This is a genomic window from Paenibacillus sp. FSL H7-0690, assembly GCF_037980415.1.
Classification (GTDB): Bacteria; Bacillota; Bacilli; order Paenibacillales; family Paenibacillaceae; genus Paenibacillus_AQ; species Paenibacillus_AQ odorifer.
Genome location: NZ_CP150281.1, coordinates 5,825,357 through 5,848,115, shown reverse-complemented (window position 1 = coordinate 5,848,115; position 22,759 = coordinate 5,825,357). Strand labels below are relative to the sequence as shown.

At 43.6% G+C, this 22,759-nt stretch carries 23 protein-coding genes and 1 riboswitch; of the genes, 18 read left to right on the top strand and 5 right to left on the bottom strand.

The annotated features are described in order from the left end of the window. The first annotated feature begins 171 nt into the window (after window positions 1-171). The 13 genes from MHI32_RS25705 (at window position 172) to MHI32_RS25645 (ending at window position 14,580) form a co-directional block, all read left to right on the top strand. On the top strand, window positions 172-609 hold the full coding sequence (locus MHI32_RS25705) for a hypothetical protein (RefSeq protein WP_076127990.1): 438 nt from the start codon (window positions 172-174) through the stop codon (window positions 607-609). A gap of 63 nt (window positions 610-672) precedes the next feature. Next, a complete protein-coding gene (locus MHI32_RS25700; RefSeq protein ID WP_340011256.1) occupies window positions 673-1,818 on the top strand; it encodes a transglutaminase-like domain-containing protein in 1,146 nt (381 codons plus the stop codon). Between the two features lie 171 nt (window positions 1,819-1,989). Next, on the top strand, window positions 1,990-4,065 hold the full coding sequence (locus MHI32_RS25695) for a penicillin-binding transpeptidase domain-containing protein (protein WP_340011254.1): 2,076 nt from the start codon (window positions 1,990-1,992) through the stop codon (window positions 4,063-4,065). 31 nt (window positions 4,066-4,096) lie between these two features. Next, a complete protein-coding gene (locus MHI32_RS25690; RefSeq protein ID WP_076279678.1) occupies window positions 4,097-6,202 on the top strand; it encodes a penicillin-binding transpeptidase domain-containing protein in 2,106 nt (701 codons plus the stop codon). A gap of 75 nt (window positions 6,203-6,277) precedes the next feature. Further along, a complete protein-coding gene (locus MHI32_RS25685) occupies window positions 6,278-7,045 on the top strand; it encodes a Cof-type HAD-IIB family hydrolase (RefSeq protein ID WP_036685270.1) in 768 nt (255 codons plus the stop codon). Window positions 7,046-7,103: 58 nt separating this feature from the next. Further along, on the top strand, window positions 7,104-7,589 hold the full coding sequence (locus MHI32_RS25680; protein WP_038573189.1) for a DUF456 family protein: 486 nt from the start codon (window positions 7,104-7,106) through the stop codon (window positions 7,587-7,589). A gap of 26 nt (window positions 7,590-7,615) precedes the next feature. Next, window positions 7,616-9,241 carry a polysaccharide biosynthesis protein gene (locus tag MHI32_RS25675; protein WP_076277561.1) on the top strand — a complete coding sequence of 542 codons (1,626 nt, stop codon included), beginning with the start codon at window positions 7,616-7,618 and terminating at the stop codon, window positions 9,239-9,241. 78 nt (window positions 9,242-9,319) lie between these two features. Then, a complete protein-coding gene (locus tag MHI32_RS25670) occupies window positions 9,320-9,664 on the top strand; it encodes a thioredoxin family protein (protein WP_036685265.1) in 345 nt (114 codons plus the stop codon). A 102-nt stretch (window positions 9,665-9,766) separates the two neighbouring features. After that, the gene (locus tag MHI32_RS25665; RefSeq protein WP_076302420.1) at window positions 9,767-10,750 is read left to right on the top strand and encodes a heme A synthase; all 984 of its coding nucleotides are present in this window, start codon (window positions 9,767-9,769) and stop codon (window positions 10,748-10,750) included. A gap of 155 nt (window positions 10,751-10,905) precedes the next feature. Then, entirely contained in the window at window positions 10,906-11,640 is a 735-nt protein-coding gene (locus MHI32_RS25660) for a Cthe_2314 family HEPN domain-containing protein (RefSeq protein ID WP_340011250.1), read from the top strand. A gap of 102 nt (window positions 11,641-11,742) precedes the next feature. Beyond that, window positions 11,743-11,878, top strand: a riboswitch (SAM riboswitch). A 102-nt stretch (window positions 11,879-11,980) separates the two neighbouring features. Beyond that, complete coding sequence (locus MHI32_RS25655; RefSeq protein ID WP_340011248.1) at window positions 11,981-12,997, top strand: methionine ABC transporter ATP-binding protein; 1,017 nt, start codon at window positions 11,981-11,983, stop codon at window positions 12,995-12,997. Continuing rightward, window positions 12,997-13,656: a methionine ABC transporter permease gene (locus MHI32_RS25650; protein WP_076099375.1), complete on the top strand. Its 660-nt coding sequence runs from the start codon at window positions 12,997-12,999 to the stop codon at window positions 13,654-13,656. The genes MHI32_RS25655 and MHI32_RS25650 overlap by 1 nt, the downstream gene beginning before the upstream one ends. Window positions 13,657-13,713: 57 nt before the next feature. Then, entirely contained in the window at window positions 13,714-14,580 is an 867-nt protein-coding gene (locus tag MHI32_RS25645) for a MetQ/NlpA family ABC transporter substrate-binding protein (protein ID WP_036685252.1), read from the top strand. A gap of 158 nt (window positions 14,581-14,738) precedes the next feature. On the opposite strand, the gene MHI32_RS25640 is transcribed toward MHI32_RS25645, so the two are convergent. Then, entirely contained in the window at window positions 14,739-14,987 is a 249-nt protein-coding gene (locus tag MHI32_RS25640; RefSeq protein ID WP_036685249.1) for a NifU family protein, read from the bottom strand. A gap of 81 nt (window positions 14,988-15,068) precedes the next feature. Between MHI32_RS25640 and MHI32_RS25635 the strand changes: the two genes are divergently transcribed. Continuing rightward, window positions 15,069-15,323 carry a YuzB family protein gene (locus MHI32_RS25635; protein WP_036685247.1) on the top strand — a complete coding sequence of 85 codons (255 nt, stop codon included), beginning with the start codon at window positions 15,069-15,071 and terminating at the stop codon, window positions 15,321-15,323. Between the two features lie 409 nt (window positions 15,324-15,732). On the opposite strand, the gene MHI32_RS25630 is transcribed toward MHI32_RS25635, so the two are convergent. Together MHI32_RS25630 and mqnE are read right to left on the bottom strand one after the other, a co-directional pair. After that, window positions 15,733-16,794, bottom strand: a complete 1,062-nt coding sequence (locus MHI32_RS25630) for an NAD(P)/FAD-dependent oxidoreductase (RefSeq protein ID WP_076099373.1) — start codon at window positions 16,792-16,794, stop codon at window positions 15,733-15,735. 51 nt (window positions 16,795-16,845) lie between these two features. Next, complete coding sequence (gene mqnE / locus MHI32_RS25625; RefSeq protein WP_340011244.1) at window positions 16,846-17,952, bottom strand: aminofutalosine synthase MqnE; 1,107 nt, start codon at window positions 17,950-17,952, stop codon at window positions 16,846-16,848. Window positions 17,953-18,410: 458 nt separating this feature from the next. Between mqnE and MHI32_RS25620 the strand changes: the two genes are divergently transcribed. Both MHI32_RS25620 and MHI32_RS25615 read left to right on the top strand, forming a co-directional pair. Beyond that, on the top strand, window positions 18,411-18,770 hold the full coding sequence (locus tag MHI32_RS25620; RefSeq protein ID WP_076184761.1) for an iron-sulfur cluster assembly accessory protein: 360 nt from the start codon (window positions 18,411-18,413) through the stop codon (window positions 18,768-18,770). 107 nt (window positions 18,771-18,877) lie between these two features. After that, window positions 18,878-19,330: a GNAT family N-acetyltransferase gene (locus MHI32_RS25615; RefSeq protein ID WP_076128052.1), complete on the top strand. Its 453-nt coding sequence runs from the start codon at window positions 18,878-18,880 to the stop codon at window positions 19,328-19,330. Between the two features lie 453 nt (window positions 19,331-19,783). Here MHI32_RS25615 and MHI32_RS25610 read toward each other — a convergent pair whose 3' ends face one another. Further along, window positions 19,784-19,993, bottom strand: coding sequence for a hypothetical protein (locus tag MHI32_RS25610; protein ID WP_340011242.1), 210 nt, complete (start codon window positions 19,991-19,993; stop codon window positions 19,784-19,786). A gap of 333 nt (window positions 19,994-20,326) precedes the next feature. On the opposite strand from MHI32_RS25610, the gene MHI32_RS25605 reads away from it, so the two are divergent. Together MHI32_RS25605 and sda are read left to right on the top strand one after the other, a co-directional pair. Then, window positions 20,327-20,989, top strand: coding sequence for a YheC/YheD family protein (locus tag MHI32_RS25605; protein WP_076127972.1), 663 nt, complete (start codon window positions 20,327-20,329; stop codon window positions 20,987-20,989). A 315-nt stretch (window positions 20,990-21,304) separates the two neighbouring features. Further along, window positions 21,305-21,448, top strand: coding sequence for a sporulation histidine kinase inhibitor Sda (gene sda / locus MHI32_RS25600; RefSeq protein ID WP_036685584.1), 144 nt, complete (start codon window positions 21,305-21,307; stop codon window positions 21,446-21,448). 132 nt (window positions 21,449-21,580) lie between these two features. On the opposite strand, the gene MHI32_RS25595 is transcribed toward sda, so the two are convergent. Next, window positions 21,581-22,555, bottom strand: a complete 975-nt coding sequence (locus MHI32_RS25595) for an NAD(P)/FAD-dependent oxidoreductase (protein WP_340012768.1) — start codon at window positions 22,553-22,555, stop codon at window positions 21,581-21,583. Between the last annotated feature and the right edge of the window lie 204 nt (window positions 22,556-22,759).

The following is a 22,759-nucleotide window of genomic DNA, read 5'->3' as shown; positions in this document are numbered from 1 at the left end:
CAGAGAGGGCTTATACCGCTTTTTTAATTCCTATAAGCAGGTATACCTTTCTCTGGCTGTGGAACCATGAATTATGATGGGCATTCATGTATAATAATTAATATTGGCGTCATGTCTATAGAGGAGATAATCCTTAGGACGAAACTAGGTGATAGGGGTGTTGTGAGGTTGATGGATCCAGAGGTGTGGTCACAGTTTATTAGAGAGAATTGGTTAGTTATTGTTATTGCGCTCATCCTGTTGTTCGCGGTTGTTAATTTGGTCAAAACGATGTTGAAATGGGCGATTGTCATTATTATCGTTGTAGGTCTATTCATCTATAGTGGTGTGACAATGGACCAAATTGGTAACGCTGTGAATAAGGTGGCAGATGGAACGGTAAGTACGGTGAAGAAGGAAGCACAAGAGGTTATGCTTAAAGAGGCGCAGGATGCGAAGTACACTTCAAATGGTGACGGAACATTTACGATCACAACTCCGAATATTGAAGTGAAAGGTACTACTGGCGAAGATAAGGTAGAGGTTACTTTCCGCGGAGTTAGTCTTGGGAAGTGGAGTATTACTGATACCACACAAACATTTATCGAGGAAGCTCGGAAACATCAATAAACGGCCTCAGTTTAAATCATTATCAAAAACAAGCAAGCGGGCGACTGAAAGGGGAGATTGGATATGATAAACGGTTGGTTGACTAGTCTGAGTGATGCAAATATCATCTCCATCGCCCTCCTGCTGGTAGTAGTCTTTTCACTATTGCAAGGCTGGAGCAGAGGGTTCTCAAGTGCTACCGGAAGATTATTCGGTCTGCTGGGAACAGGACTGTATACAATAGCTTCTTTGGTGCTGGCCATTCCTGCTGCGGCTTATCTCAATCCTCATGTACAGACTTGGGCAGCAGGAATAAGTCTGCCTGATAAACAGCTGACCCAGTGGCAGCAAATTTATTATACGGCTGTGTCTGTGCTGGCGGAATCGCCGCTGGTGCGGTTTCTATTGTTGTTATTGCTCTCTTATATCTTAATTCGCATGCTTCTGGGATTGTTGTCTATGCTGCTCCCATTCCATCAGCTACGGCGCACCAAGACATTTAAGGACAGAAAGATTACGCAAGTAAGCCGTATGGGCGGAGCTATCATAGGATTAATTATAGGATTGACTCGTGGTTTAATTATTGTGCTTGCTCTCTTCATTTGTGTTGGCCTAAATCCAGAAAGTCAATTTAGCCGTTATGTTGAATCTTCTCCGATCTACAGTCAAAGCGCTGCCGCTGTATTTGAGCCCTTTGTTGGGGAGACAGTGCAGAAAAAGCTGCCTATTCTGACGAAGACCGTTGCAGCTGAGATGAATGATATCCTGCGCAGAAAATATGAAGTTATTGATCATGACATTCCACAAGATATTGTGGGTGCGGCTGAAGATATTATTGGACAAGCGCAAGGAGACGAGAAGAAAGCCAGACTACTGTATGATTGGGTAGGAACACGAGTAACTTATGATTACGCCAAAGCGGAAAATTATGAAAAAAATAGAATTTGGCATGAACAGACCCCGCAGGATACCTTCGACACACGCATAGGGGTATGTATTGATTATGCACGTCTTTACGCTGTAATGGCCCGCTCCCAAGGATTGCAGGTGCGCGTTGTAACGGGTCAAGGCTATGATGGTCGAGGCGGGTATGGCGCACATGCCTGGAATGAAGTTTATATAAGTGACCGGCAAGCTTGGATTCCATTGGATCCCACTTGGGCGAGCAGTGGGGATTGGTTTAATCCGAAGGATTTTGACAATACGCATATTAGGGAGAACGCACTCTGAGTGAGGGCGCCGCACTCCTTCCGTGTGGTACAATAAACTCATACCAACCTCTAACACAAATGCGAGTGCAATGCTCACAATCAGCTTCTTAGAAATCACCTTCATTATAAGAGCAATGTCGCTGGCTAAGGCAATTCAGACATTATTTTTATATAGAAGGGAAGAAAGCTGGTGAGCTTTGGGAAGCAGCTCCCGCCTGCGGACGGGAAATCTTCGAAACATTCTGTAGGTCTGAGATTGAATCTGTTTTTCTTTGGCACTTTTTTTATTTTTTGTATCATTATTGTGCGTCTTGCAGGTTTGCAGTTTACTGAGGGAGCTTTGCTGACAGAAGAAGAGATCAAACGGGATACGAAGTTTGTTCCGCTGGCAGCTATGAGAGGGATTATTTTTGCTGCCGGGGGTGAGCAGATAGCCTATTCTACACCTGTTGAGTCGCTCTATCTTACCCTAAATAAGGAATATACAGCTAAAACTACCGATAAAGTAACGGGTGAAACCTCACTAACGGAAAAAGCGAAAAATAAGTCTAATGACCTTGCAGCAAGATTAGTAGCGGAGTTTGAGAAATATGGAAGTGCAGATGCCCCTAAGTTAACGCAGCAGGACGTGCTGGATTTACTTGATCTGGACTTTAAAAAGTATCTGGGTTATGTACCGCGTCGTATAAAAGCAGGGCTAACTTCAGAAGAAATAGCTTATTTCATGGAACATAAGGATGAATATCCAGGTATCACCATTGTGGAAGAAAGTGTACGCCACTACGATAAAGATACGGTAGCTGTGCAGACGGTGGGTTTTGGTAAACCTTTTAAATCAACCGAAGACATAGCGATGTACAAAAATATTCGTAGTGCAATGAAAGACAATTCTTTACCGGGACTTATGTATAAAACGGAAGAATATGTAGGATTTGATGGTCTGGAAATGCAGTATCAACGCGAACTGCGCGGAGAAAATGGTTATCAGGTCATTTCGGTCACTCCTCAAAATATGGCGGAGAAGGTAGAACAGACCGTTCCCCCTGTAAAAGGCAATAACATTTGGATGACCATTAATAAGAATGTTCAGATGAAGACTGAACAGGCTATATTGGATCAGATTAAATGGCTGCATACCAATGCTGTTCAAGGCGAAACTCATCCTGATGCTTTAACAGGTTATGCAGTAGCAATGGAAGTAGAGACTGGGAATATTGTCGCTATGGCGAGTATGCCTGATTACGATTCGAATGTATGGACAAAGGACTCGCTGCCTACATCTGTCTGGAATAAAATTATGAATAATCATCTGAATGGTACAATTACCTCGAATTCTTCCGGGAGATCGGGTCATGATTTTAGCTCACTTGTATTCTTGGGATCGACCATTAAACCGTTAAGTGTATTAATTGGTTTAAATGAAGGATTTTTTAACACCTCGAGCACCTATCCCGATGTGGGGATTACCTATTTCGGTAAGGATGATAAATCATCGGTTAGAAATTCATCAGGTCACGTCTATGGAAAACTGTATCCGGCTGATGCTATCAAGCAATCCTCTAACGTATTTATGGTAGATATGGTCGGAAAGCAACTATACAAGAAATACCTGGGGGATAAAGGTGTAGAGGTCTGGGACGAATATATGAAAAAGTTCGGACTGGGTGTGTCAACACAAAGTGGTCTTCCCGGTGAATCACCAGGTCAGATTAACTATACAGATTTCAAGGCTGCAGGGAGCTCACAGGCCGCGCTCGTCTACGCATCTTTTGGTCAGCAAGGCAGTTATACTACATTACAGCTTGCCCAGTATGCTACTACACTTGCAAATGAAGGTGTGCGAATTAAACCGCAGCTTGTAAGTAAGATTACTGATGCGCAAGGTAAGGTGGTTAAGGAATTTAAAAAAGAAGTGCTTAATAGCGTAACCTTTGATAAATCGTTCTGGAGAGAAATCAAACAGGGAATGAGCAGTAAAGTTAGTGCTTTTGACGATTTTCCTTATGATTTTGCCCGTAAGACAGGAACCTCTGAAAAAACGGATAGAAAAAATATAAACCGTGATAACGGGGTCTTTATTGCCTTTGCTCCACGTGAGAATCCGAAGCTGGCTGTAGCGGTTGTGATTCCGGAAGGCGGCTTTGGCTCCAATAGTGCAGCTCCGGTTGCCCGTAAGATTTTTGATGCTTATGATTGGGAATATGGGCTGGATGGGGTTCCGAAGAAGAATATTCCACCTGTGGCAGATCCCGTTCAAGAACAATAAGCTTAAATTAGAGAAAAAGGAGAGAAAAACTGTGAGTTTTTTCCGTAAGCAGGCCTCACCTCCTGACGAGACCAGCAGCAAAAGTTCCATTGGCCTGCGACTCAACGTGTTTTTCTTTAGCACGTTCGTTATATTTTGCGTAATCATCATCCGACTAGCTGTTCTGCAGTTTGTGGAAGGTCCAACTTTAACTGAGGTAGAGACGAGTAGAGATACTAAAAATGTACCGTTAGCTTCCATGAGAGGGGTTATATACGCTGCAGGTGGTGAGAAGCTAGCTTATTCCACACCTGTTCAATCGCTGTATATCACACTCAATAAAGAGTATACGGCTAAGGAAACAGATAAAGTCACCGGTAAAACAACGCTGACCCCAGAGGCTAAGGCCAAGTCTGATGCATTGGCAGCCAAGCTGGTAGCTGATTTCAATAAATATGGGGATCCAAATGCAGAGAAGATGACGGAGAAAGATGTAATTGATGTGTTGGATTTATATTTTCGTAAATCACTTGGCTTTATGGCACGGCGAATTAAGGCTGATCTGACTACTGAAGAAGTTGCTTATTTCATGGAACATAAAGGAGAATATCCGGGGCTTGAGATTGTCGAGGAGAGCATTCGTCATTACGATAAAGATACGGTTGCTGTACAGACGATTGGTTATATCAAACCCTTCAAATCCGCGAACAGTCTTAATATTTATAAAAACATTCTAAGTGCTATGAAAAACAATCCGGAGCCAGGGCTAACGTATAAGGATGATGAATTTGTTGGCTTCGATGGGCTGGAGCTGAAATATCAGCGTGAGCTTCGCGGGCAAAACGGCTATCAGGAAATTTCCGTCAATCCACAGAATATGGCGGAGAAAATTGAGCGTGTCGTTCCGCCTGTCAAAGGAAATGACATCTGGACAACGATTAATAAGAACGTTCAGATGAAGACAGAACAGGCGATAACAGATCAGCTCAAATGGTTGCACTCTAATACCGTACAAGGCAGAACGCATCCGAATGCTTTAACGGGATATGCAGTAGCGATGGAAGTAGATACTGGCAATATTGTTGCTATGGCGAGTATGCCTGACTATGATACGAATGTTTGGACAACGGGTTCTTTATCTGCAGATGTCTGGAACAGTATTATGGATAACTATCAGAACGGCACGATAACTCCTATTTCTTCAGGAACCTCAGGGAATGGACTAAGATCTGTATTGCTTCTAGGTTCAACGATTAAACCTTTGAGTGTACTCGTGGGCCTGAATGAAGGGTTGTTTTCAACTTCATCGTATTATCAGGATAAAGGTTTTGCGACTTTTGGTAAGTCTGGGCATGAAACGAAGGTAAGAAACTCTTCTAACCACGTATATGGTTCTTTGGATCCTGCTAGAGCCATTGAGAAATCCTCGAATGCATTTATGGTCGATATGGTCGGTAAAAGATTGTATGACAAATATAAAAGCAAGGGGATAGACATCTGGGATGTCTATATGAAAGAGTTCGGCCTTGGTGTATCTACGGGAATTGACCTGCCAAATGAATTCTTGGGTCAAAGAAACTATACCAATATAGAAGCTGCTGGTAGTGCGCAGTCCGCACTGGTCTATGCCTCTTTCGGACAACAAGGAAGTTATACAGTAATGCAGCTTGCACAGTATGTTACAACACTTGCTAATGAAGGACAGCGGATTAAACCTCAATTGGTTAGCAAGATTACTGATGCAGATGGAAATATAGTCAAAGAGTTTAAACGTGAGGTGCTCGATGAAGTAACAAACTTCGATAAGTCCTACTGGAATGAAATTAAGCAGGGGATGCGAAGTGAAGTTAGTGCTTTTTCTGATTTCCCTTATGACTTTGCCCGTAAGACGGGAACCTCTCAGCAAGTAGCTAAGGGTGAAATTCGCGATAATGGGGTATTTATTGCATATGCTCCACGTAATAATCCTAAGTTGGCTGTGGCGGTTGTAATCCCTGAAGGTGGTTTTGGTTCACAAAGTGCGGCACCAGTCGCACGTAAAATATTTGATGCCTATGATTGGGAATATGGCCTTGATGGAGTTCCAAAGAAAAGTCTCCAGTCTGGCAATAATACTAATGATAATGCGAAGGAGGGAGAGACTACAGGTACCGAGTAACTCTGACCCTATGGCTAAGATTTAAAAAATAAACAGCTTCTCAATAGAGAGCATACAAGAATGGAGGGGTGGCAAATGATTGCCAAATACCGCCTGCTTGCATTGGATATGGATGGAACCCTACTGAATGATGAACAGATAATTACACCCACAACGGTGGAATGGATTCAAAAGGCGGTCAACGCAGGCGTTCATGTCTGTCTGTCGACAGGTCGGGCATTTGTAAGTGCCTTACCCTATGCAGAGCAGCTAGGTTTAGAGACACCGATGATCACTGTGAACGGCAGTGAGGTGTGGAGAGCGCCACATGAAATATACCGGAGATCACTAATGGATCCCAAGCTGGTACAAGAAATGTATGATCTTGCAAAAGCAGATGACATCTGGTTCTGGGCTTATTCTCTGGACGAAGTTCTTAAACAGGATAACTGGGATGGGGATGTAACGGGTAGAGAGTGGCTTAAATTCGGTTATCATACTGAAGATGATGAGCTTCGTCATAAGCTGTTGCTTCGTCTTCAAGATATGGGTGGACTGGAGATTACGAACTCTTCTCCGCACAATCTGGAGATTAATCCTCTAGGCGTGAATAAGGCAGCAGGAATAAAGGAAGTCTGCAAGCTGCTGGGAATAGAAATGTCGCAAGTTGTAGCTGTGGGCGACAGCCTTAACGATCTGGCGGCGATCCAGCAGGCTGGGCTTGGGGTTGCCATGGGCAATGCGCAAAAGACGGTTAAACAAGAGGCTGATGTTGTGGTGGCGACCAATAATCAAGACGGGATTGCCGAGGTCATCCAAAAGTATATCTTTACCGAAGCTGCAGCCTCTGTAGGCAGCAAATAATAAAAGCAGTACTGCGAAGTGAATCCATGGAGCATTATGCTAGTAGGAGGTTAAGGAATTGACGATCCTGGGTTGGATTCTTATCATTGTTTTGTTTGCTGTAGGATTGGCAGGGGCTGTGTATCCCATACTGCCGGGTGCGTTAGCAATCTATCTTGCCTTTTTTGTATACGGCTGGTTCTTTTCTTTTGAGCCCTTTGGGGTTTGGTTCTGGATTATTCAAACACTGATCGTTGTAGTTCTTTTTGTTGCTGATTATGTTGTAGGAGCGTGGGGTGTCAAAAAATTTGGCGGTTCACGTTCATCGATTATCGGGAGCACGATCGGGCTGATCTTGGGACCTTTTGTTATTCCAGCTTTTGGTCTTATCATTGGACCATTTCTAGGGGCTTTTATTGGAGAACTGATCGTGGGATCTTCCCCGTCTAAAGCTGCTAAGGTAAGTGTTGGCTCCATACTCGGCTTATTTAGCAGCACCTTGGTCAAAATCGTGTTGCAGGTAATTATGGTCGTCCTCTTTTTTATATGGGTCGCCCGGTTTTAATTTAACAGTGAAGAAGGGGAAAGAGTTTGTCCAAGAAAGAGTCTTTTGTTAAAGGCACGCTTATCCTTGCTGCTGCAGCTTTGGTGGCAAGGGTACTCGGGCTTGTCCAGCGGGTGCCGCTGGAGCATTTATTTAATGATGTTGGTAATGCTTCATTTACACAGGCAAACACAGTTTATTTAATGTTATTACCGCTGGCTACAGCAGGGATTCCAAGTACATTAAGTAAAATGGTATCTGAGCGTTATGCACTGAATAGACCAAATGAAGCTCAGCAGGTGTATCGGGCGGCATTAATCTTTGGTGTTGTAGTTGGCGTAATTATGAGCGCATTGTTATACATAGGTGCTCCTTATTATGCAGAATATGCAAAAGTTCCTGAAAGTACTTTGGCGATCCGGGCCATAGCTCCGGCACTCCTACTCTTCCCTTCTATTGCAATGATGCGTGGTTACTTTCAAGGGCGGAATAATATGATGGCTGGTGGCATCTCTCAAATTGTGGAGCAGATCGCGAGGGTATCTACCGCTGTTCTTCTGGCATTTGTATTGTTACAAAAAGGGTACGACAACACGTGGATGGCTGCTGGTGCATCATTCGGTAGTGTATTTGGTAGTGTTGGTGCGTTTGGTGTAATGCTCTATTACGCTATGAAATTACGGCGTAGCGAGGGGCAAACTGCATTATACGAAACGAATGAAGCAAAGCTTCCTCTATTTGGAATTTATAAGGATATATTCAAATTATCCATTCCTATCGTTCTATCTTCAGTTACGGTTCCAGTAGTGAACTTTATTGATACATCTTTAATTGTACCGTTACTGAGTGGACAAGTTGGTGTAGCTGATGCCACACGTGCTTTGGGTATTTTCGGGAGTCGGGCACAGAGTGTCGCCGGGATTCCACCGGTTCTTTCTATAGCACTTAGCACATCACTTATACCAATTATTTCAGCTGCATATGCCCGTCGGGATGAAAAACATCTAAAAGGGCAAGTGACGTTAGCACTTCGAATCTCTATTTTAACAGGAGCACCGATTGTTCTATCACTCGTAGTTGCTGCATATTCAGTTAATGGTCTCTTGTTCAGTAGTTTAGATGGCAGTGGTATCGTAGCCATGCTTACTTTAGGAACGATCTTTCAGATTACGATGATGACAACGAACTCTATTTTGTTAGGTATGGGCAAATCGCGAATTTCCATGTATTATGTGTTAGCGGGTATTATTGTAAAATTAGTGGCAAGCTTATTACTTAGTAAGGTATTTGGCATCTACGGAATTATCGGTGCAACAGCACTTTGTTTCGTGGTCATTACTTTGCTTAACTTACGGATGCTGAAATCGATTGTGCCATTTGAAATTATGGGCAAACGTTGGGGCGGTTTCGCGATTGCGGTACTTGTGTCCGGCGGGATTGGTTATGGCTTGAATGAAGCTGGGATTCTGTTAACGGATCTGATGCCTGCACGTTTGGCGTTTCTGATCACTTGTCTTGTTGTAGGGGCAGCCGTTGTTGTTATTTATCTAGTACTGCTTATTGTGCTGGGTGTGCTGACTAAACAGGAAATCTCCAGTTATCCGCGGGCGTTGCAAAAATTATTGAATCCGCTGATGAAGTTACAGCCTGCACGTGTTCGTATGAGAGAATAGGTTTGACTTCTACACTGCATTTTGCTTCACTTAAAGAGTAGAAAATAGACAGATATTGAAGAAGGGACTGAGTAAATCATGGACAAAATTAGTTCTCCTGCTGAATTTCAGGTAGCCATTCAATCACCTCGATTAACAGTGGCCATCTTCAAGGCTGACTGGTGCTCGGATTGTAAATTTATCGATCCTTTTATCCCAGAGGTAGAGCAGGCTTATGCAGACCGCCTTACACTGGTTGAGGTAGATGTTGATGCCGTGGGCGATGTTAGCCAAGAACAAAATATTATGGGTATTCCAAGCTTCGTCGCATATTCGGATGGACGGGAATTGGTTAGATTCGTTAATAAATTGCGCAAATCCCGTGAAGAGATTGAGAATTTCCTTGATAAAGCGGTCCAAGTGCATCAAAGCCTTCAAAAGTAATTCCTAAGGAACCACCGCTTTCGCCTGTTTGTGCAAAAGCGGTGGTTTTTTGAAATATAAGTCTGGCTGCTTCTTCATTACTAAAAACTGCGGGTGATATTTTTGACGACAAATCAGTTGAAATGGCTTAGTTATCTTACTTGCCTTATCATGTTCCTCGCTGTACTCGGAGGAGCGGTAGTGACGAAGACTGGATCGGGCTTGGAATGCGGAAATGAATGGCCGCTCTGTCATGGAAAATTAATTCCGGCTTATACTATAGGCTCGATGATTGAATACACCCATCGCTTGTTTAGCGGTTTGGCAGGGTTATTCTCACTTGCCTCGATGTTTGCTTTTTGGCGTTATGCCCGTACGCGGCGCGATTTGCTGGGATATGCATTTATGACCTTAGTATTCGTCATCGTTCAAGGTGGTATGGGAGCGCTTGCAGTAATTAAATCCCAATCCGCTGCTGTAATGGCGTTGCATATGGGTTTTTCTTTGATCGCCTTTTCAAGCGCTATGATGTTGGCTCTTGGAACCAAGAGATGGCATGAAGCGCGCGAGTATGATCATAAGCTGGAGGCTCAAAAGAAGCCCGTAAGTAAGGCATTTCGCAATTTAACCTGTTTTACTGCCATCTATTCTTATATTGTCGTGTATATTGGAGCCTTTGTAAGTCATACGGATTCACAAGGCGGGTGTTCGGGTTGGCCGCTTTGTAATGGAGAATGGGTTCCGGAGCTTTCCGGAGGAGTAGGTGTTGTTTTTACGCATCGGATTGCGGCTTTAATCTTATTCATGCTTACTGCGCTGCTCGGGCATTTAGCATTTTGGAAACATAAGGATTATCCAGAGCTTAGAGCGCTAGGTATAGCTGCAGTGCTGTTATGCTTGATGCAGGTATTTAGTGGGGCGGCTGTGGTTTACACTCTAGATAATGAAAGGCTGTACATATTTGCCGCTTTGGCTCATATTTTGCTGATTGCCAGTTTGTTTGGTGTCTTATGTTATATGAGTGTAAGAGTCTGGCAGCTAAATCGCGCGAGTAGTGTCGTGTCTGGAAAAAATGTAACGAACCCAATGATTCCACCGCCTTGGTAGAACATTCCCTCCGTGGATAGAGGCGCTTCACCCGCGGAATAATAAAGTGGAAATCGGTATATCGTGGAGCTGATTGGCCGATGCTTACGTCGCGAGTTTTGTACGAAGCAGTCCATGGAAGCAGACGCTGAACAAAACTTTAGGAGGACTGGGATATGCTGCGGGTATTACTTGGAGAGCCGCCTCGAAAGAACAGCGGTGTGTTGGCTGATGCGATGGAGAATATGGCCACTTTTGCAGCATTGCTGCGCAAGGAAATGAGTGCCCATGAGGATAATGACCATGAATACCGCAAGCTGGAGATTTGGACACGTGGGCTGATTTCCTCTCTGGATGAACTGGAGCAAAGTTGGTTCGCGGCCGCTTTTTACCGGAAATTAGTGATTGCGGGTTATATGGATGATATGACACCGGTGGAACAGGGCGATTATGCACGTTATGTTTATTTTTATAAAGATGGCTTTATCCGGGTTTTCTCTCTTCTGGACAAGCTTGGGACGGTACTGAATCATTTTTATGATCTCAAAACATCCAAATTAAAAACGCACTTTTCTTACTTTACAGTGCTGCGTCAGCTTCAATTATTGAATGTGCATCCTGCATTAGCGGATCAACTGGAAGAGATTAAGAACTCCTACCGCGATCCATTGGAGAATTTACGCAAGCGCAGAAATGCTGAAATTCATTATATGAATTCCGAAATGCAGGATGATTTGTGGCAGCGGCACCAAGGTCTGCATGACAAAATTCAGCTCGAGGATCTGGATAGCCATCTTCAGGATTTAAAACAATCGCTCGAAATGAACTGTAAGACATTAATCGCGGCATTCAGCTACAGCAATGAACAGCTGCGTAAGGAAATAAGCAAGGCAAAGAGCATAAAATCGTAATTGTTCAATATATTTCCTTTTGACAAAAATAGATAAACTCACTATACTTATGCTTGCATTAAAGTATGTACGATTTCAGAAAAAATATAATTTCATAACTTTATCTTATCGAGAGCGGCGGAGGGATAGGCCCGATGAAGCCCGGCAACCGATTTGTATCCAGCGCGGGAAGCGTTGTACAAATGTCATGGTGCTAATTCCTACAATGGCGCAGGTTGCGGTCGTTGGCAGATGAGAAGGCATTGTCTTAATAAACCCACAGAGCCTCTTGCGATCTGCATCGATCGTTGGAGGTTTTTTTGTATAGAATAAGTGAAGTATAAAGGGGGGGCGACGAGAGTTGATTAATCTAAAAGGGATAACAAAGGTTTATGGAAAAGGGAGTAATGCGGCAACAGCACTTTCTGGATTGAATCTGTCCATCGAGAAAGGTGAAATATTCGGAGTCATCGGCCACTCTGGAGCCGGGAAAAGTACATTGATCCGTTGCATTAATCTGTTGGAACGTCCGACAGAAGGAGAGGTCTGGGTAGACGGTGTTGAGCTAACCAGTCTTAACCAAGGTCAGCTGCAGGAACAGCGGCGCAAGATTGGGATGATTTTTCAACATTTCAATTTGCTGTCTTCGGCGACCGTATACGATAATATTGCCTTTCCACTGCGCCTTGCAGGTACATCTAGAACAGCTATTGATACAAAAGTGAAAGAGTTGCTCGCTTTAGTTGGGCTCGAAGAACATAAAGGTAAGTATCCTTCTCAGTTATCTGGAGGACAAAAGCAGCGGGTCGGCATCGCCCGGGCACTAGCCAGTGACCCTGATGTACTGCTGTGTGACGAGGCCACTTCTGCGCTTGATCCCCAGACAACGGACTCCATTCTTAAGCTGCTGCTCGATATTAATAAAAGATTCCATTTGACCATTGTGCTGATCACACATGAAATGCATGTAATCCAGAGCATCTGCGACCGTGTCGCGGTCATTCATGGTGGTGGGATTGTTGAGCAAGGCAAAGTTACAGAGGTATTTCTCAAGCCGCAGCATGAGGTTACACGCGATTTCATCCGCAGTGAGACACAGAATGAAGGACCTCTTCGAGTGGCGCTTGATGCTGCTGCCGGGGATAACTCTCAAGCTGTCAAAATTACTTTTTTCGGAGAAAAAACTTACGGCTCGGCACTATCCGATGTCGTGCGTGATACGGGTGTAAGCTTTGCAATCTTACATGGTACCATTTCAACGATTAAAGATGTGCCTTATGGACAGATGATTGTGCGGTTCGAAGGGCCAGCTGAGGCGATTGCTGTAACGATCTCCAGGCTAATTGCTCAAGGCCTTGATGTGGAGGTGATTTCGTAATGAATTTTGCAGATCTAAATTGGCAAGAAATGATGGATGCTACGGTTGCTACTATAAAAATGATATTTTTTTCCGGATTGTTCACAATTATTCTTGGTTTGCCACTCGGAATTCTATTGTATTTATGGGGGAAATCGAATAGTATAGTAATCAGAGTAACTTACTCGGTCTTATCATTACTTGTAAATATTCTACGTTCCGTACCCTTTATCATTTTGATGGTGGCTCTAATTCCTTTCAGCAAAGCCGTTGTTGGAACCTCCATTGGTGTACTCGGTACGATTCCACCTCTGGTGATTGGTGCAGCTCCGTTTTTTGCCCGCTTGGTAGAGACGTCGTTAAGAGAGGTAGACCGCGGAGTCATCGAAGCCGCACAAGGTATGGGAGCATCGACGAACCAAATCGTTATGCGTGTGCTTTTGCCAGAAGCTCGTCCAGGCCTGCTCGCTGGAGTTACGATCACACTGGTTACACTGGTCTCCTATACAGCAATGGCTGGTATGGTTGGGGGCGGCGGATTAGGTGACTTGGCGATTCGTTACGGCTACCACCGCTATGAGACGGAGATTATGATTGTTTCTATAATATTTATTGTCGTACTGGTGCAATTGCTACAAATGGCCGGTGACCGACTCGTAAAACATTACACACGGAAATAAGGTACATCCATATATATCCTTATTCAATACAAAATATAGATTAGAGGGGGATTTACAATGAAAAAAGTACTACTTACATTTTTTAGCCTGACACTGGTTGCGGTGCTTGCGGCTTGCGGTAACAACAATGCATCTAATAATGCTGGGAGCTCGGCTGCTACAACAGCACCAAACGCAGAAGCAACAAGTGAACCTACTAAAGATCCAGTGAAATTGGTGATTGGTGCCTCACCTGTTCCTCATGCTGAAATTTTGAAGGCTATTGCTCCATTGCTTGAAAAAGATGGAATTACACTTGAAATCAAAGAATTCACTGACTATATTCAACCTAACGTGCAGCTTGATGAGAAGGAGTTAGATGCTAACTTTTTCCAACACCAACCGTATCTGGATGACCAAAACAAAAATAATAAAACCGACCTGGTCTCTGTTGCATCCGTTCACGTTGAACCTTTTGGAGCTTATTCCAAAAAAATCAAATCGATCGATGAGTTGGCTGATGGTGCAAAAGTTGCCATTCCGAACGATGCTACTAACGGTGGCCGTGCACTAATCCTACTTGCAAAAAATGGTCTGATTACCTTGAAAGATGATACAAACATTGCTGCAACAAAAGCAGATATCACTGAAAACAAGAAAAATCTCGACATCATTGAGTTGGAAGCTGCTATGCTCCCACGTCAACTGGATGAGGTAGACCTTGCTTTGATCAACACGAACTTTGCACTAGACGCTGGTCTTGTGCCAACTAAAGATGCATTGTTCATCGAGGGTGTAGATTCCCCTTATGCTAACATTTTGGTAACCCGTCAAGACAATAAAGATTCCGAAGCCATCAAAAAGCTGGTTGCTGCCCTGAATTCTCCAGAAGCTAAAGCTTTCATTGAAGAAAAGTACGAAGGTGCGATCATTCCAGCGTTTTAAGGAATGAAGCTAAATTCGTCTATAGTCATAACAAGAACCCGCAGCCAAGTTGGCTTGCGGGTTTTATGTTCTAAGGTTGTGAGAGAATGTTAAATCCTCTATAATAAGAAAATCCCGATCTCCTTTACAGGAGAATCGGGAGGGTTATTGAACGGGATTTAGAATACTTGAACTACTTCTTCAACGCCTTCTACTTCTTCAAGGAGGGCGCGTTCAATCCCGGCTTTCAAGGTGATCGTGGAGCTTGGGCAGCTGCCGCAGGCACCCATAAGTTTCAACTTAACGATGCCGTCTTCCACATCGACCAGTTCTACGTCACCGCCATCGCGCTGCAGGAACGGACGAAGCTTATCCAGCACTTCTAGTACTTCATCATACATTTCGGTGCTTTGTGCATTCTCACTCATTTCTCAATCACTCCTTTCGTAAGTTCATTATAGTACAAAAAGTTAAAAAATAAAATGGTTAGGCGGAATAGGGAGATCATCATGAGACCAATTATTGAATTTTGTTCCAGCAACATGGGTCACGGAACAGACAAGCTAATGCATAAGCTGGAGGAAAATCCAGATTATGATGTCATTGAATACGGATGTCTGAACAATTGTGGAGAGTGTTATTTAATGCCTTTCGCCATGGTTGAAGGTGACATTATTGCAGCAGACACTGTTGCAGAGCTAGAAGAGAAAATTGAGGCCAAGATCAAAGAGCTTGAGGCTTGGTTTAATATAGATCTTGACTAAATTTCTCGAGAAAAAAAGAGGGAGCACTCCATAATCTAAATTATGGAGTGCTCCCTCTTTTTGGAACCTTACTTGAACAAAATCCACCAATTTGATCGATTAGGCAACATATTGGAGAGTGCAGGGGCTACCGTGAAGGTGCCACCGGACTCAGGCGACCTTATATTGAGTGTTTTCCTACATTTGGATTGCTATCGGACCCCATAGTCACTATTCACCTGAAAAACAGCATAAATGAACCTCATTATAAGCAATAACTTCACTGGAGTCCGAAACTCTCCTTCAAAGGCTGAAAATTTGCGAATAAGGTCATCTGAGTCCGAAGGGTATACGCACCAATAACGTAAGAAAGCTACTCTCGTGTTTATCTGAGAGTAGCTTCCTTTAATACTTATGAACCATTATAGGCTTATCCTAAAGTGCGTTTCGACATCCAGAGCACTCCGCTCTTGAGGATGCGGGGAACCCGTCCTTTGACGGAGCGTTGTCCCATAAGTCCGAATCCTGCTTTTTTTCCTAGTGACCCTAAAGTACCCTTCAGGCGAATAGGATGAAGCTTAGGAGTCTCACCGCGCCAGGTCGCTTGGATAACCTGAGCTACCTGCTCACCCTGTGCTCCAGCGGCTTGTGCGCTTGGTGCGAATGGCAGACTGGCACAGTCACCAATCACATATACCTCCGGATAATCCGGTATACGATAATACTCATCCAGCATAATCCGTCCACCACGGTCCTTCGACACATTCAAATCTTGAACTACTTTTACAGGTTGAATCCCTGCGGTCCATACTGTCACATCTGAAAGGATTTCCTCGGTACCGTTAAAAATCGAATCCTTCTCTACATGAGATACAGAGATTCGTCCCAGCGTTTGCACCTGATGGTGATGAAACCATTCCTCTACGTACTGTGACAGCTTTGCCGGAAAGGCAGATAAAACACGTTCACCGCGATCCAGAATAGCGATGTTAAGGTCTGGACGGCTTTCCCGAAGCTCTGCGGCTAATTCAACACCGCTCAATCCTCCACCTACGATGTTTATCGTTCCGTAAGGCTTCACATCATTTAAACGGCGGTAGGTTTCCCGAGTACCAGCAAAGGTCTGGATGCTGCAGGTATATTGATCAGCACCAGGGATGTTGTGGTAATTGTCGGTACAGCCAAGAGCAATGGCTAGGAGATCATAAGATACAATCTCACCGGACTCCATACTGACTATTTTGCTCTCCAAATCAATGGAACTCACTTCACCGTACCGGACAGTAAGCCGGGGGTGAACCGGAAAATGAATGCGCAGGTGATAATCAGTTACGGTACCTGCGGCGAGCGCATAATATTCCGTTTTGATTCCTTGATAAGGCATTCGGTCAATTAAGATAATTTCAACATCATGAGGAAGATGATTATTGAGTAATTCTTGAATTAAGGCTAGGCCGCCGTAGCCACCGCCAAGAACGAGTATTGTTCTCATGCTGACCGAACTTCCTTTCCAATATGGGATAACAAATCTCAGGTAGTCTTCTTATTCGTATACCTTAACTTCATTATAGAAAGTGTCACGTTCGACAGGAATTCGTCCAGCACCTTTCACTAGCCAGATCAATTCGTCGCGAGTCAGACCTTCCGGTGTTAAGGCGCCAGCCGCGTGGCTGATACGTTCTTTTAGAATTGTGCCATGCACATCTGATGCACCGAAGTTCAGCGCGACTTGAGTAAGCTGAGGACCAATGTTAATGAAGTACGCTTTGATGTGATCGAAATTGTCCAACATCAATCTGCTGATCGCAATGGTCTTCAGATCCTCATAAGCAGAGTTGCGGCGCATGATGCCAGCGTTTTTATTCTTAGGCTGCATGGACAATGGAATGAATACCATAAAGCCATTGGTTTCGTCCTGCAAATCACGGATTTGCATCATATGGCGGATACGGTCTTCATGAGATTCAATGGAGCCGTACAGCATAGTGGTATGGGTCTTCATCCCAAGCTGATGTGCTGTCCGATGGACTTCCAGATATTCTTCCACATTAGCTTTGTCTACACGCATTTTTTTACGATATTGGTCGGATAATATCTCTGCGCCACCACCGGTGAGTGTTTTAAGTCCAGCAGCACGCAATTGTTCCAGTACCTCACGAATACTCAAACCGCTAATACGGGTAAAGAAATCAATTTCAGCGGCAGTGTAGGCTTTTAAGGTAACCTCAGGGAAACGTTCGTTCAAAGCTTTTAAAGAATTCACATAATATTGGAAGGGAACCTTGTCGTTATGGCCACCAACAATGTGGAATTCGCGTACGCCTGGGTGGATATGCTGTTCGACATATTGCACCATTTCCTGACCGGAAAGGGTATAGGCTCCCTCTTCTCCATCATCTTTGCGGAAATTGCAGAATGCACAGTGCGATTCGCAAACATTGGTGAAATATAGACTCATGTTTTCGATAAAATATACCCGGTTGTGATTCTTGGCGATATTGACTTCATTCGCTAGCTGGCCAATGGTAAGTAAATCGTTGCTTTGATATAAATAAACGCCATCTTCCAAATTCAATCTTTCGCCGCTGCGAACCTTATCAATAATGTTCGCCATTCGGGCATCCGTGTGGGGGGTAAAAAGAGTAGACATATTATGATTTCCTCCTGAAAGTTTACGAGCAGATTGCTCGAAGATAAATTCCAGACGTACCCAAGTGGTAGCTGTTCATTCTAAAAAAGAAAGAGGCGAGCTTGCCTCCGTGACAAATTTCCGAATTTTTACTTAGAGTGCCTTCCCTATTATAAACCTACTCTCCTAAGGGTATCAACAGCTTGATATTGATGGTGTTTTTTGCTGTGAAGGGTCATGCCTAAGGCAGTTGTGACTTGAGGGTAACGGAATAGTCGGTTATACTGAATTTATCAAGCATAAACGTCATTGGCATCCTTATAAAGTTGATAAGCGTTTAAGCGAGAAATATAAGACATAAAGAATAGGTGCAACACTTATACTTTCTTATATTTTTATGAAATAACTTTTGGCCGGAAGGTCCCTTAAACATAAGTTTCCGCTTATGAAGGGAGACGAATTTGTAGGAGGATGAGATCATGATTAATATTAGTGAAAAGGCAGCAGAACAATTAAAGGCGATGCTTGCTGAACAAGAAGTACCGAACATGTTCCTCCGTATTGGAGTAACGCCCGGCGGTTGCAGTGGATTCTCGTACGCTATGGGCTTTGATGATAATGAAACCGATCAGGACGTATATATGGACATTCAAGCCATGAAAGTGGTTGTGGAGAAGGAGAACCTTCGTTACCTGGACGGTCTCGAAATCGACTTTGAAGAATCCGGCATGACGGGTGGTTTCACCATCAACAACCCTAACGCTACTGCAACTTGCGGCTGCGGTTCAAGCTTCCGTACAGCTACGGATGCAGGGAAACCTAACGAAGAGCCTTGCTAATCACAGCAATCACGGCTCCAAGCCCCGTGTTGGATTCTAACAACACAGGCTTGGAGTTTTTTTTATTCTCAATGACAAAAATCATCACAAGGAGTTCGGAAATGGAAATGGAAATCAGAAAATTAAAAGCTGGTGAACAGCCTCCATTAGAATTACTTCTATTAGCAGATCCTTCGGAGAGCTTAGTTAACGGATATTTACAAAGAGGGTTATGTTGTGTGGCTGAGGTGGATAACAGCATCATCGGAGTCTACGTTGTGCTGCAGACAAGACCGGAGACTGTAGAAATCGTAAATATCGCCGTCGACGAAAATAAACACGGGCAAGGAATAGGTAAGCAGCTGCTGAACCATGCGATTCAGAATGCCAAGCTGCTTGGAGCCAAAACCATTGAAATTGGCACAGGAAATTCGAGCGTTGGACAATTGGCACTTTATCAGAAATGTGGATTCAGAATCACCGGCATTGATAGAGATTTTTTTATTAGGCATTACAGTGAAGAAATCTTTGAAAATGGGATTCAAGTCATAGATATGATACGCCTGTCGCTGGATTTATGAGTAATAGGGGAGTTTCTCAGAAGTCATTTAATGGGCGCTGGGGTAGTTCTTTATTCTTTTACATAGGAAGCAAACGATATATCGCTAACCATGTATCGCAAGCCAGGTATCGGACACAGAGGACCCTAAACGCCGCATTTTCCCATATTTGTGGTGCCAACGGACCGCATTGCCGCTATTGCTATGAAAATCAGTAAATATGAAGCTCTTTCTAAGCGATAGTGTCACTGGAGTCCGAAACCACGCCTCAAAGGTTGAAAATCTGCAAATAACGTCATCTGGGTCCGAAATGCTCATGGGTTAACGACACTGTTGAAGCAGATAGCTATTGTTTAAAAACACAGAGCAGCGATTCTCCACATAACTGGAGAATCGCTGCTCTGTGTTTTTTTTGCGAGGGTCGGACCGTCTGTGCATAGAAGTAAGCTGTTTATAGGCAGTCCCCTGCGTACATTAGGCTGGAATAATAAACTTGTAATTAATCATAAATACGATGAGCGCTGCAGCTCCAAGGGAGAAGGCGATACAGCCCGTACCCAGTGCTCTGCGTTTGTCTTTAATAAATTTAAAGCCAATGCCGCAGATCAGGATAGTCGTTCCAGCCAATACAATGGACATCCCAAGCATAGCCACCCAATATAAAACCTCAAAAAACTGTGCCATTCTGAGCCCTCCCCGCGCTGTGCTTTTTAGTGATTCTGTTAGTACTCACTATAATAGTAGAAATTGAAAATGTAACCGCTATTAATAATACAACGATTTTGAAGATTATTCTAGTTATAGTGAACTCATCCATTAAGATATTGATGTCGAATTTCTTGAGAACTGAATCTACAAAATCCGCGGTTGTACCCTGTCGCTGTCGACTGATGCTGTGCTAAACACTAAGCCCTTTTTGCTAAGAGCGGCATCTTACACGGACAATCATACAAGAGGGCGAGACCTTCTCTGAGTAATGTATAGGGTAGGCTGGATTGTGAAGGGAGGGAAAGGACGATGGCAGGAAGACAATTGGCCAGTAAGTGGCTGAAGACAGAGGCGTTGCTGACCGACGCTCGGGTTGCACCCTATATCCCAATGACGAGGGGGTACAGGGCAGAAACGCTCCTGGCAATGCTTCGTAGATATGGAAATGTTGTCATTAAACCTATTGTGGGTGGCGGAGGTTACGGTGTAATCAAAGTTTTTCGGGATAGTCGCGGTTATGGATTCACCTATATGGACAGAACTCGAATTTACAAGGATTTTGGATCCATGAGACGTGCGCTTAATACTGTGAAGGCAAGACGCAGATATTTGATTCAACAAGGGATTTCCCTGGCGAGAATCGGTGGACGGCCTATTGATTATCGGGTCAAAGTAGTTAAGAATGGTGAGGTTTGGGAATTTCGCTCCATGGTAGGGAGATTGGCTCGGCCAGGTCTGTTCGTAACCAATCTTTGTAAAGGGGGAACGATGCTATCATGTCGTGAAGGACTTCGTAGATCGTTGCCGCGGATTAAAGCTTCAGCGAAGAAAGCAGAAATGCGGAGACTAACCCATGTATGTATCGGAATTATGGAACGGCATTTTCCGGGAATAGGTGAGCTGGGCTTTGATTATGCTGTGGATTATTCGGGGAAAATATGGATTTTGGAGGTTAATACAAGACCTCAATAAATTAACAATTATTTTAAGAATTGACGATAATAGAGTAGTAAGATAAAATTGCGTTTAGTTGCGTTCTTTTGGGGTAAATAACATTGTAATTTATTTACAATAAAAATATATTTTTAGCTGTATACAAGTGGTTCAATCCTGTGTATAACTATTATCCCCATAGTCCACTGTGTAGCTAGTACCTTTATAACGCTTACACACATTTTATACACAGGATTTCCACATGTACTTGTGGATAACGCGAACGCTTGTTCGAAAAATGATAGTTTGATATGATAGATTCAGATCCAAATAAAGGAAAGGTAGATGAAGTTTATGGTTGAATTGTCGGATGAGATGCTGCTTGACTCTTACCATAGAGCAATAGAGCTGCAACTAGAGCATGATTTCATCGCTCTTCTACTCGTTGAAATTCGCAAACGAAACTTACACTCTCCAGTACATGCGGTTCTTCATTAAAAAGCGCAAAGGATAACTTTGTAGCAGGCTACATATATAAAACCGCGAGGCACAAACAAACATAAAAGGGTATCCTCACAGGCTGTTATTAACAGGTCTGTAAGAATACCCTTTTTTATTGTGTTAATAGATTTAGAGTTTCATATTACTGCTGTGACCCGGTGAAAGCTTCGCTTCTGGATCAATGTACACCTTAGCATTATTCACAGCCGTTGGAGCTTCGCCAAATCCTACAGCAATCAGCTTCAGCTTACCAGGATAAGTTGTGATATCGCCGGCAGCAAAAATGCCTGGAATGCTTGTTTCCATACGCGAGTCAACAACAATGGAGTTCCCCTCAATATCAATACCCCATTCGGCAATAGGACCTAGGGAAGAGATGAATCCGAAGTTAACAATAACGCTGTCCACTTCAATTTCTTGAGTTTCTTTGGTCTTGATATTTGACAATGTAACCTTGGTAATGAACTCATCACCATGCAGCTCTGTAATTTCAGTAGGGGTAACTACGTTAACCTTGGAAGCCATCAGGTTCTCAACGCTATGTTCATGCGCACGGAATTTATCCCGGCGGTGAATCAGGGTTACCTGTTCAGCGATGGGTTCCAGCATGAGCGCCCAGTCAACTGCAGAGTCACCGCCTCCGCTGATCAGAACTTTTTTATCTTTAAAGGCGTTTAGATCATTTACAAAATAATGGAGGTTTGCTTTTTCAAAACGTCCAGCGTTGGGTAATTCCAAACGACGAGGTTCAAATGCACCTACACCAGCTGTAATGATGATCGCCTTACTGTGGTATTCGGCTACATCGGTTGTAACCACAAAATGACGTTCGTCCCGTTTTTGAACAGAAATCACTTTCTCCTCCAGCCGGATATTGGATTGGAACATATCCATTTGCCGAGACAGGTTGTAGACCAATTCTTGTGCTGTTACTTTTGGAAAACCTGCCACATCATAAATGTATTTTTCTGGATAAAGGGCAGCAAGTTGTCCCCCCAATTGGGGCATACTTTCAATAAGGGTTACTGATGCCTGACGCATTCCGCCGTAAAATGCGGCAAACATGCCAGCTGGCCCGCCACCTATGATTAAAAGGTCGCTCATAGGAACGCTGGATTGCTCTTGGGTCACGGGATATTACACCTCCGAGTTGATATATTCATTTTGCCATACTTGTGTACCTACTTATTATAATCATTGTGACACATACCTGCAAAGAAAGACTTTAGAAGTCAATAAAAGTGTGACGTTTTTTAGTATTTTAATGTTTGATTAATGCTACACTAAGGTTTACAATGGATATGGTCA

Excerpts from the sequence above, each read along its gene's own strand:
- MHI32_RS25650 (WP_076099375.1), top strand. The coding sequence starts at position 12,997 with ATGAATTTTGCAGATCTAAATTGGCAAGAAATGATGGATGCTACGGTT.
- MHI32_RS25610 (WP_340011242.1), bottom strand. The coding sequence starts at position 19,993 with ATGGCACAGTTTTTTGAGGTTTTATATTGGGTGGCTATGCTTGGGATG.
- MHI32_RS25660 (WP_340011250.1), top strand. The coding sequence starts at position 10,906 with ATGCTGCGGGTATTACTTGGAGAGCCGCCTCGAAAGAACAGCGGTGTG.
- MHI32_RS25640 (WP_036685249.1), bottom strand. The coding sequence starts at position 14,987 with ATGAGTGAGAATGCACAAAGCACCGAAATGTATGATGAAGTACTAGAA.
- MHI32_RS25685 (WP_036685270.1), top strand. The coding sequence starts at position 6,278 with ATGATTGCCAAATACCGCCTGCTTGCATTGGATATGGATGGAACCCTA.
- MHI32_RS25620 (WP_076184761.1), top strand. The coding sequence starts at position 18,411 with ATGATTAATATTAGTGAAAAGGCAGCAGAACAATTAAAGGCGATGCTT.
- MHI32_RS25670 (WP_036685265.1), top strand. The coding sequence starts at position 9,320 with ATGGACAAAATTAGTTCTCCTGCTGAATTTCAGGTAGCCATTCAATCA.
- MHI32_RS25700 (WP_340011256.1), top strand. The coding sequence starts at position 673 with ATGATAAACGGTTGGTTGACTAGTCTGAGTGATGCAAATATCATCTCC.
- sda (WP_036685584.1), top strand. The coding sequence starts at position 21,305 with ATGGTTGAATTGTCGGATGAGATGCTGCTTGACTCTTACCATAGAGCA.
- MHI32_RS25615 (WP_076128052.1), top strand. The coding sequence starts at position 18,878 with ATGGAAATCAGAAAATTAAAAGCTGGTGAACAGCCTCCATTAGAATTA.
- MHI32_RS25645 (WP_036685252.1), top strand. The coding sequence starts at position 13,714 with ATGAAAAAAGTACTACTTACATTTTTTAGCCTGACACTGGTTGCGGTG.
- mqnE (WP_340011244.1), bottom strand. The coding sequence starts at position 17,952 with ATGTCTACTCTTTTTACCCCCCACACGGATGCCCGAATGGCGAACATT.
- MHI32_RS25605 (WP_076127972.1), top strand. The coding sequence starts at position 20,327 with ATGGCAGGAAGACAATTGGCCAGTAAGTGGCTGAAGACAGAGGCGTTG.
- MHI32_RS25705 (WP_076127990.1), top strand. The coding sequence starts at position 172 with ATGGATCCAGAGGTGTGGTCACAGTTTATTAGAGAGAATTGGTTAGTT.
- MHI32_RS25630 (WP_076099373.1), bottom strand. The coding sequence starts at position 16,794 with ATGAGAACAATACTCGTTCTTGGCGGTGGCTACGGCGGCCTAGCCTTA.
- MHI32_RS25635 (WP_036685247.1), top strand. The coding sequence starts at position 15,069 with ATGAGACCAATTATTGAATTTTGTTCCAGCAACATGGGTCACGGAACA.
- MHI32_RS25595 (WP_340012768.1), bottom strand. The coding sequence starts at position 22,555 with ATGAGCGACCTTTTAATCATAGGTGGCGGGCCAGCTGGCATGTTTGCC.